Raw genomic sequence first — 10,448 nt, forward strand, 5'->3', positions numbered from 1 at the left:
AAAAGAACAAATATGTATTATGTGAATTAGGTTGTTAACATTGTATCTATATTTACACATAAAAAAGGACTTGACTTCCAAAGTTTTCGCGAGCGCATTCAGCGGTGGTCTGAATACCATGAGCGCCACCGAAAAGTCTGCCCCCGGCATTCAGACAAAATTTCACTCCACGATTTATTTTTTCCGAAGTAATAAATAGATAAAGTATGGCGCACCTATTAACGCTGTGATAATCCCCGCAGCAACTTCCTCAGATTCTAACAGATTACGTCCGATTGTGTCTGCCACCAGTAACAAGAGGCCCCCTATTAAGATAGCAATGGGAATAAAGAGATGATTACGAGGCCCAACAAGTGATTTTGCGATATGCGGTGCCATCAGACCAACAAATGCAATACCGCCAGTAACAGAAACAGAGGCCGCAGCCAGTGCGACAGCAGCTATTAATAAAACAACTCTTTCTTTCTCCACCTGCACTCCAACTCCGACAGCAACTGGTTCACTAAAAGCCAATAAGTCTAACTTACCAGCTTTATATAAAATAAATGGAACAAGAATAATCAGCCATGGTAAAAGTGCGATGATAAAAGGCCAATCTGTGCCCCAAACCGAACCAGCAAGCCACTTGGAAATAAAAGTCACTTTTTCATCTTCAGCTGAGGAGATAAGCACAACCATTCCCCCAGAGCATGCCATAGAGAATCCAACACCAACAAGGACCAGCTTAATTGGCTGAACGCCCATTCCTTTTGTATAGGAGAAGATGTAAATTAAAAATGCGATCAAGATAGCACTGAAAAAAGCCACAATCGGAAGAACGTAAACAAAACTTCCGGCTTCTATCGGAAAATATAAAAAGAAGATGGATACACCAATTCCTGCCCCTGCATTGATTCCGATAATACCAGGGTCTGCTAAATCATTCCGTGTAATACTTTGAAGAATCGCGCCAGATAAGGCTAATGCCATTCCTGCTAAAATGGTAACTAAAATGCGTGGGAGCCGAAAGTCAAATAAGACCATCTCTTCTTTGACCGTACCTGAACCAAAAATTGTCGGGATAATCCGTTGAAAAGATACGGAAGAATAACCTAATCCCAGGCTGATCACCGCTGTAATGATAATAAGCAAAATCAGAGATATCACAATCACACGCTGTCTAACTATTTTATTTGTCATATCTGCTTCGCTCCTTTTCTTACAATGATGAGGAAGAAAGGTAATCCGATTATTGATACAATGGCAGCAACAGACGTTTCATAAGGTGCATTAATGGTTCGGCCAAGTGTTTCAGCTAATACTAAAAATGCTGCCCCAATAAACATAGACATTGGAATAATATTTCGATAATCTGAGCCGACAATGGCACGCACAATATGCGGAATCATCAAACCGACAAAGGCCAGGTTCCCGACTAGTGCAACAGAAGCTCCAGCTAATAAACTAATAAGTAAGAAAAGGATTCCTTTAATCACGAATACATTTTGTCCAAGCCCAACAGCAACATCTTCATTTAAACTTAATAGTGAAAGCTGTCTGGCAAGCAGTAACGAGATGATCAAAGTAACTGCAATAAACGGCAAAACTACTTGTAACTGCGCCCAGTTTGTACCGATAAATCCTCCGGCTGTCCACATTGATACATCTTTTGAAATATCGAAATAAATGGTGATTCCATCAGCAATTGCATAAAGAAAAGCAGAAACAGCTGAACCTGCAAGCACAATTCGCAGTGCTGAGAACCCACTCTCACTAACGGCGCCGATACCAATAACAAGCAATGTTCCAATGGTCGCTCCAATAAAGCATGCGATCATAATCGAGAAATAATTGGCAGATGGAATAAAAGCCATTGTTAGAGCAAGTGCTACATTTGCTCCAGCAGATACACCAAGTAATCCAGGATCAGCCAATGGATTGCGAGTCACTCCTTGCATAATAGCGCCGGCAACTGCTAAAGCGGCCCCGACAAAGATGGTTGCAATAACTCTGGGAAAGCGGATTTCCTGTAGCATTGTGACTGTATCTGATGAACCTGAGGAAGTAACAGCAAACCATACTTCTTTGATCGAAGTGTCTGCTGCGCCGAATCTCATGGCAATAAAGCAGGCGATAAGCAGTAAGCAGAAGCTGCCTATTAATTTGTAAGAAAAAAATTTTGCTTTCAGCATGTTTATCAACGTCTTTCATTATGAATTATCGTAATCTTCTTGACACGAAGATAGGATGGAACTGGTAACAGCCCATCCCATCATCATTATTCTTTTAAAAAGTTATCGAGGAAAAAGTCCAACTGGCTATCCAATGTAATGGGATCGGAAAAATAAAATTCTCTGGCATCTGCAACCATCACTTGATCGTTTTGAACAGCAGGCATATTCTTGTAGGTTTCCGTTTCCATAAAAGAAGTTTCCGTTTCTTCTGTCTTACTGATTACCAGATAATCACCAACATAGTCTGGAAGAACTTCTAATGATAATGTATAATAACCTGCTTCTAATGCCACTTCTTTCACTTGTTCTGGCATCGCCAGTCCCATTTCCTGATAAAGGATTTCCGTTCCGCGGGCCCAGTTATCGCCGAATACATATAATTCTTTATCAGCATTCTCTATAACTGTAACAGTTGCATCTTCACCGATTTCTGCCTTAATATCTTCACCAGCCTGTTTAGCACGGGTTCTAAAATCTTCTACCCATTTGGTTGCTTCTTCTTCTTTGTTTAATAACTTACCAATTTCTATATGCTGTTCCAAATAATCATATTCACCATATGTAAAAGTTACGGTAGGAGCAATTTCACTTAATTGATCATAATTTTTGATGGTAGTTAACCCAATAATTAAATCAGGATCCAATTCGATAATCTTCTCTAGATTCTCATCGGAAACTTCTTCTACCCCTTCAAGGTCATATAAAGGATTTTGCATACTGTAGGATACAGCACCAACCAAAGGTACATCTAATGCAAGTACATTTCCAGCAAATCCATTTAGAGCGATGACACGCTGGGGATCTGCTGGAACTTCAATTGGGCCGTTTTCTGATTCATATGTAATTGTTGCCTCAGCGGATGCTGAATTATTATCGGTTGCCTGATCTCCATTTGTATCAGCTGTATTATCAGTGTCTGCTGTACTATCATCACCGCATGCCGAAAGGGTAAATAGTGAGATAATCAGACATATCCATAATATTTTTTTCATTTACATAAACTCCTTTTTAAAAAGTAATTGAAATTGATTCTCAACTTCGTTTATAATGATAATGGTTATCATTATCAGTGTCAATGACTTTTTAAAAAGTAGATGGAGGGATTCTATGCAACGTGAGGACTGTTTTGATGTAACAATAATTGGTGGTGGACCTGCTGGATTGTATTCAGCTTTCTATAGTGGTTTAAGAGAAATGAAAACGAAGATTATTGAATTTCAGCCTAAATTAGGCGGGAAAATTCATGTGTATCCAGAAAAAATGATCTGGGATGTTGGTGGATTACTGCCTGTAACTGGCCAGCAATTAATCGACCAGCTATCAGAGCAGGGAGTAACTTTTCAACCTGAAGTTGTGTTAAATGAAAAAGTGGAATCTATTGAGAAAAGAGAAACAGATGGCATGTTTTTATTACATGGCAGCTCAGGTCAGATCCATTACTCCAAGACAGTTATTGTTGCAACAGGCAGCGGCATTTTAAAACCTCAAAAATTAAATATAGATGGTGCAGAACGATTTGAATTAACCAATTTACATTACACTGTACAGTCATTCAAAAAATTTAAAGATAAAGTTGTGATTATTTCAGGCGGACGTGATTCTGCGATTGATATTGCCAACGAACTGGAGCCGATTGCAAGGAAAGTTTATCTTACTTATCGCAGGGAAAATTTAAATGGTCATGAAGCACAAATAACTCAATTATTAAACAGCTCTATTGAATGTTACTTTCAGACAACGATTACCAAGTTAATTGCCGATCAGACGAAAGAGAAGATTCATCAAGTGGAACTAACGAATAATCACACTGGTGAAACGAATTATGTGGCGGTAGATGATGTGGTGATTAACCATGGCTTTGACCGGGATTCCTCATTGATCGAAAATAGTGATTTACCAATTGAACTGATTGATGATTTTTATATTGCGGGAAACAGTATGTCTGCCTCGTCTGTTGAAGGTTTGTATGCAGCAGGAGATAAGCTAAAACATGATGGAAAAGTTCATTTGATTTTAGGAACATTTCAGGATGCTGTACACGCAGTTAACAGTGCCAAAAAATTTCTAGAACCAGATGCCCATGATTATGCAATGGTTTCTTCCCATAATGATATATTTAAAGAGAAAAACAAAAAGCTGGTAAAAGAAACTTTGAAGTAAACAGATGCGTACGCTTGTATCTGTTTTTTTGTTACACTGTAAAGAGATATAGTGAATATGATTACTTTTTCAATTAATAATAGAAGCAGGGACTTTTCATTTAACTAGAAAGGATGATCAGATGTCTGAAGTGGGATTCAATTTTGAAAATAGTTACACATCTTTGCCAGAAAGATTTTACAGCAAAACAGAGCCAAACCCTGTAAGTGATCCGGCACTGCGAGTCTTCAATGAAGAATTAGCAGAACAATTGGGATTTAATACGGATGAACTAATAAAGGACAGCAATGTTGACATATTGTCAGGTAATACGATTCCTGATAATGGACTGTCAATTGCTCAGGCATACGCAGGTCACCAATTCGGAAATTTCACTATGCTTGGTGATGGACGAGCAATATTACTAGGGGAACATGTCACACCAACTGGAGAAAAATTCGATATTCAACTAAAAGGATCTGGGATTACTCCATATTCCAGAGGGGGAGATGGACGCGCAACACTCGGGCCAATGCTCAGAGAGTATATAATCAGTGAAGCAATGGATGCACTTAGAATTCCAACTTCCCGAAGTTTAGCTGTTGTGACAACAGGGGAAGAAGTGATGCGTGAAACTGCTTTACCTGGAGCAATTTTAACACGGATAGCATCAAGTCATATTCGATTTGGAACTTTTCAATATGCTGCGGCATTCGGCGAAGAGGGCGATGTAAAGGAATTGGCTGATTATACGATTAAACGTCATTATCCAGAGCTTGCGGAGAACGATAAGCCATATCTCGCATTGCTGCAAGAAGTGGTGAAAAGACAAGGAACACTTATCGCACAATGGCAGCTTGTCGGTTTTATTCATGGTGTGATGAACACTGATAATATGACAGTAAGTGGGGAAACGATTGATTATGGTCCTTGTGCTTTTATGGATGAATATGATCCAGCGACCGTTTTCAGCTCCATTGATAGACAAGGAAGGTATGCTTATGGCAACCAGCCGAATATTACCGGATGGAATCTCGCTCGTTTTGCGGAAACCCTGCTCCCATTATTGGATCAAGATGAAGACAAAGCTGTTGAGTTGGCACAAGATGCTATTGCACAGTTTCCAGAGCATTTTCATCAACATTGGCTTCAGGGCATGAGAGCAAAGCTCGGTATTTTTAATCAGGAAACAGAAGACGGGGATTTAATCAAAGAACTGCTTGATCTGATGCAACAGTACGAAGCCGACTTTACCAATACGTTTAAAGCTTTAACGTTCGATGAGATGAATAGTATGGTGATGTTTGGTACAGAAGATTTTCAGCAGTGGAAAGAAAAATGGAAGAATAGACTGGAACGCCAGGAAGAATCAATGAGTCTGTCGATTGAATTGATGCAAAATAATAATCCTGCCGTTATTCCAAGAAATCACCGCGTGGAAGAAGCAATCGATGCAGCAGTAGGCAATAACGATTTTTCAGTTTTAACAGATTTATTAAACGTACTTCTAAGACCTTTTGATCATAGTAAAGATCAACGGGAATATGCTTCACTGCCGCCAAAAACACAAAGGCCTCAGCAAACATTTTGTGGAACTTAATTTGACGGAGAGACAGGATATAACAAAGGATGACCTGCTTAGCCAAACACTTCGCGTGGATAATGTGAGTGATTTCTTCCACATCCTGAAGTGTTTGGCAGCAAACAATGTAAAGACAATAAGGTAAATTTTGTCCTAATGCCATGAGCTTGGCTCTTTCCTGTGCTGAAGGCATTTATAAAGGATTCAAATGCCATGAGCACTGCTCCCTCCTCCTCTCAGGCGGCATTTTAAATGCTTCCAACACACATTTCCTATTTTTACTGTTCGCTTTTCTGTAAGGTAAAATTACTTTTTCCATGGATTATTAAAATAATCAATAATCATTATTTCAGATTTTCGCAAACGTTTCCGAAAATAGCTTTACTTCATAAACTGGTTAATATATACTTTTGATAAAATGTAAATGCTTACATTTTAAGTAAATAAAACAGGGGGGATGTGTTTTGGATAAGGAACCGATCTTATCATCTTCAAATGTAAATAGAATGTATGGATCTGGTAAGCAAATGTTCCATGCATTAAAAAAAGCTTCAATCCAAGTTCACCAAGGTCAGCTGGTTATATTAAGGGGAAGGTCTGGATCGGGCAAGACGACACTGTTAAATATACTGGCAGGTCTTGATCAGCCAACTGATGGAAAAGTCTTTTTTAATCAGACAGAGCTATATTCTTTATCACAAGAACAACGAGATATAGTAAGACAAAAGGATATCAGTGTTATTTTTCAGTCACATGCACTTATTCCATATATGTCAGCATATGAAAATGTGGAATTTGGTTTGCGAATCGCCAGAATACCAGCAAAGCAAAGAAAAGAGTTTGCAGAGAAAGCTCTCACATTTGTTGGTTTGAAAGAACGGATGCACCATCGGCCTGAGGAAATGTCAGGCGGTGAACAGCAAAGAACTTCTATAGCCAGAGCAATCGCCTGTAAACCAAAAGTGATTCTCGCTGATGAGCCAACAGCAGAACTTGATACAAAGATGGGGCTGCAGATTATGAAGTTATTTAAAGATTTAATTGATAATGAACAGGTTGGGATTATTATGACAAGTCATGATCCGGCATAGTTCGATATTGCTGATCATGTATATACGTTAGAGGATGGTGAGATCATTGAAGCGATATAATAAAGTATTATGGTGTGTGAACGGAATTCTTTTGTTATTTTTATTTGGCTGTTCCATTTTTCCAAAAGAAGAAGCAGCATTGGCACCACCTCTTGTAAAGCCGGCAAGTGAGGAAATAGCAACAGTTGAAGCAAGTACAGGGACGCTCGTTAGAAGTTTGTCAGGTACAGGAGTCTTTGAATCAACAGAGATGGCTTATCATCAGTTTACCCAGACTTCCGGAAGAGCCGAAGAGGTTTTTTTCTATGCTGGTGATACAGTAAAGAAAGGTGATGTCCTGTTAAGATTAGAAAACCGTGGGGAAGACTTAGAAGTATTAAAAAAACAATTAGAATTAGAAAAAAAGCAGCTGGCACTGGACGAAGCGAAGTTTTCTGGAAATGACCGGAAAATCCGTATTGCCCAATTAGAAAGAGACATTGCGCAGAAAGAATATGATGCAGTAAAACATGAGTTAACAGATAAACAATTAAAAGCAAAGATGGATGGAGTAATCGTATTTGATGGCGGCGTCAAAGCTGGTGATACAATTGAATCCTACCAGATGGTCTATACTGTTGCAAACCCGGCTGAAACAAGGTTAGCCTTCAGCAGTACTTCAGATGCATATCTAAAGGATGTAACAGTAGGAATGACTGCTGATATTACGTTTAGAAACAAGTCCTACAAAGGTAAAGTAGTGCAGACACCTTCAACTGCCCCTTCAGTAGAAGATGAGGAATTAAAAGAAAAATATAAAAACCAACTATATATCGAGCTGGAAGAGGCACCAGATGATATCCAGATTGGAGAGAAAGCGACAGTTCAAATCGTCCTTGATAAAAAAGAAAACGTTGTCATTGTTCCGAAAAATACTGTTCATCAAATATTAAATGAACAATATGTACATGTATTGGAAGAAGGGATACGTCGAGAGAAGGTTGTAGAGGCAGGGATCAGTAATGCAACAGATATAGAAATAATCAGAGGATTAGAAGCTGGTGAACAGGTAATTGTAAAGTGACCAAGGAGGAAAACGGCCTATGACGATCTTCATGATGCTATTTAGAAAAATGCGCAAAAATCGCTGGCTTGTTATCAGTTTATTAAGCGGGATGATGATAAGTACGATGTTAACAAGCAGTCTTCCCATCTATAAAGAATCAATATTACAACGAATGCTAATAAAAGAATTAGATCAATTTTATATGGAAACATGGCAGTATCCTGGAAGTCTATCTGCAAAAGTTTCCTTGAGTTTGCATGAAGAAGAAGAGATAACAAGAGTGGAAATACTAGAGCAATTTGACCAGTACTGGGAACAGGAAATTCTTGACAATAAGAATTTTGAGCTGCTGGATTACATTTATGAACGGAGAACAAGAATTATCAATATTATTCCAGCTGAGACGGATGTAAACGATCAGCCTGACAGTCATCAAATCGACATTGCCATGAGAACGGATATAACAGAGCATGTTAATCTTATCGAAGGTAAGTTTCCTTCAGCAAAGAAGATTGATGGAATATATGAAGGAATGGTAACGGAAGATATGCTTGTTCAAAATGATATGGCAGTTGGTGATACGTATATAAGCAATAACAGTTTTGCAGAAGGGGTAAAGATTAAAATTGTTGGGGTCATTGAACAAAAAAATCTTAATGAGAAATACTGGAGTACCCCGTTATCAGAATATAAACAATCAGTTATGGTTAATGAACAATTATTTAATGAAATAGTCCAAGAAGATATTATTCCTCTAAGTTCCGCTAATTGGCTGGCAAACATTGCTTATACTAAGTTATCTGTTGCATCGGCCGATCTATTTCTGCAAAAGAAACAACAGCTGGATACGTTTTATAAGCAAACTATCCAAGGATATACACCAACCTCACTGGCAGCAGACGAAATTTTCACAAAATATAAAGAAAAAGAAAGTAAGCTTGGCCTGTTATTATGGTCATTAAATATTCCACTATTAGTATTAGCAGCATTTTATGTATACATGGTTTCTGGATTATTAGTGGAAAGACAACTGCCGGAAATGGCAGTGCTTCGCAGCAGAGGGGCATCAAGAAAACAAATATTTCTGTTATATCTGGCAGAGTCGTCCTTATTAGCTTTTATTGCATTTATTTGCGGTCCCTTTTTAGGTGCTTTTGTAACAAAGATATTAGGTTCAAGTGACAGTTTCCTAAGTTTTGTAAACAGAGCAGATTTACATGTTTCTTTAAGTTTGAACTGTTTTGGATATGCTGGCATTGAGAATAAGCATTGTCGACCAGAAACGAGCCAAGGCTAGAGAAAAGAAACGTTCCTTTTGGTTCAGATATGGTCTTGATTTTATTCTATTCGGACTTGGTTGTTATGGTCTCTTTCATTTTCATCAAAAACTCAATACCCTTCTATCATTAGAAAAAAGTGGAGTTAACTGGGGCATGGATCCGTTTTTATTTGTCTATCCTTTTCTGTTTTTAGCAGGCTTTGGACTAATCCTGTTAAGGTTATATCCGTTTACTCTGCGCATTATCTATCAAATGGGAAAAGGCAGGTGGTCACCACCTTTTTATTCTTCCCTATTGCAAGTCAGCAGACGAAATCAACCATACCAGCTGTTGATGTTATTTTTAATTTTAACAGTAGGAACAGGTATTTTTAGCACAAGTGCTGGCCGGACACTTAATGATAATATGGAAGAACAGATCTGGTACCAGAATGGAAGTGAAATTATTCTGAGTCAGCATTGGACGGTGGATCCTGCAAGTCTGCAAGAGGAAGCGGAAAAGGTTATCTATATTGAACCGCCATATTCAGCTTATGATAAGATAAATGGAATAGAGAGCAGTGCCCGCGTTTTTTCGAAAGAGGAGGTATCCTTCTGGACAGAGGAAGGGAACGGAAAAGCTCAATTGATGGGAATCGTCACAGATGAATTTGGCAAAACATCTTGGATGAAGAATCGCTTGCTTCCTTATCACTTTTATGAGTATTTAAATGTTATGGCAGCAGATCCTTATGCCGTTCTTATCTCGGAAACAATGGCTGGAAAATTAAATATTTCCACAGGAGATAAGATTGAAGCAGGTTGGGCAGGTACAGAGCGGCTGTCCTTAACAGTGTATGGGATTGTACCGTATTTTCCTACGTTTAATCCTAAATTTACAGATGGCAAAGAGGCAAGTGAGGAATCGATGCTCATTGTCGGTCATTTGCAGACAATACAAGATGGACTTGGTGTAGAGCCGTATGATGTATGGGTAAATCTTGAAGAAGGTGCGAATAAGCAATCATTTTTTAACCAGCTCACAGAATCGGATATACATTTAGTTAGCTATAAAGATACGGAAGCACAGATTATTGAAAGCCGCAATGATCCATTTCGG

The 10,448-nt window shown here is 38.6% G+C and carries 9 protein-coding genes; 6 read left to right on the forward strand and 3 right to left on the reverse strand.

Features of this window, described 5'->3' with window-relative positions:
• Positions 1–174 precede the first annotated feature (174 nt).
• The 3 genes from F9U64_RS14830 to F9U64_RS14840 all read right to left on the reverse strand — a co-directional run bounded on the left by F9U64_RS14830 (position 175) and on the right by F9U64_RS14840 (position 3,205).
• Entirely contained in the window at positions 175–1,179 is a 1,005-nt protein-coding gene (locus F9U64_RS14830) for a FecCD family ABC transporter permease (RefSeq protein WP_153405259.1), read from the reverse strand.
• A complete protein-coding gene (locus tag F9U64_RS14835; RefSeq protein WP_153405261.1) occupies positions 1,176–2,171 on the reverse strand; it encodes a FecCD family ABC transporter permease in 996 nt (331 codons plus the stop codon). The genes F9U64_RS14830 and F9U64_RS14835 overlap by 4 nt, the downstream gene beginning before the upstream one ends.
• A gap of 86 nt (positions 2,172–2,257) precedes the next feature.
• Complete coding sequence (locus F9U64_RS14840; protein WP_153405264.1) at positions 2,258–3,205, reverse strand: iron-hydroxamate ABC transporter substrate-binding protein; 948 nt, start codon at positions 3,203–3,205, stop codon at positions 2,258–2,260.
• A 115-nt stretch (positions 3,206–3,320) separates the two neighbouring features.
• Between F9U64_RS14840 and F9U64_RS14845 the strand changes: the two genes are divergently transcribed.
• The 6 genes from F9U64_RS14845 to F9U64_RS14870 all read left to right on the forward strand — a co-directional run.
• Positions 3,321–4,373: an NAD(P)/FAD-dependent oxidoreductase gene (locus F9U64_RS14845; RefSeq protein WP_153405267.1), complete on the forward strand. Its 1,053-nt coding sequence runs from the start codon at positions 3,321–3,323 to the stop codon at positions 4,371–4,373.
• Between the two features lie 121 nt (positions 4,374–4,494).
• Positions 4,495–5,952, forward strand: a complete 1,458-nt coding sequence (locus F9U64_RS14850; RefSeq protein WP_153405270.1) for a protein adenylyltransferase SelO — start codon at positions 4,495–4,497, stop codon at positions 5,950–5,952.
• Between the two features lie 446 nt (positions 5,953–6,398).
• Positions 6,399–7,025, forward strand: coding sequence for an ABC transporter ATP-binding protein (locus F9U64_RS14855; RefSeq protein WP_228275738.1), 627 nt, complete (start codon positions 6,399–6,401; stop codon positions 7,023–7,025).
• A 46-nt stretch (positions 7,026–7,071) separates the two neighbouring features.
• Complete coding sequence (locus tag F9U64_RS14860; RefSeq protein WP_153405273.1) at positions 7,072–8,088, forward strand: efflux RND transporter periplasmic adaptor subunit; 1,017 nt, start codon at positions 7,072–7,074, stop codon at positions 8,086–8,088.
• A 19-nt stretch (positions 8,089–8,107) separates the two neighbouring features.
• The gene (locus F9U64_RS14865) at positions 8,108–9,367 is read left to right on the forward strand and encodes an ABC transporter permease (RefSeq protein WP_153405276.1); all 1,260 of its coding nucleotides are present in this window, start codon (positions 8,108–8,110) and stop codon (positions 9,365–9,367) included.
• On the forward strand, positions 9,327–10,448 hold a 1,122-nt coding region (locus F9U64_RS14870), incomplete at its 3' end, for an ABC transporter permease (protein ID WP_194287396.1). The genes F9U64_RS14865 and F9U64_RS14870, both read left to right, overlap by 41 nt.

The organism is Gracilibacillus oryzae (genome assembly GCF_009498735.1).
GTDB classification, from domain to species: Bacteria; Bacillota; Bacilli; order Bacillales; family Amphibacillaceae; genus Gracilibacillus; species Gracilibacillus oryzae.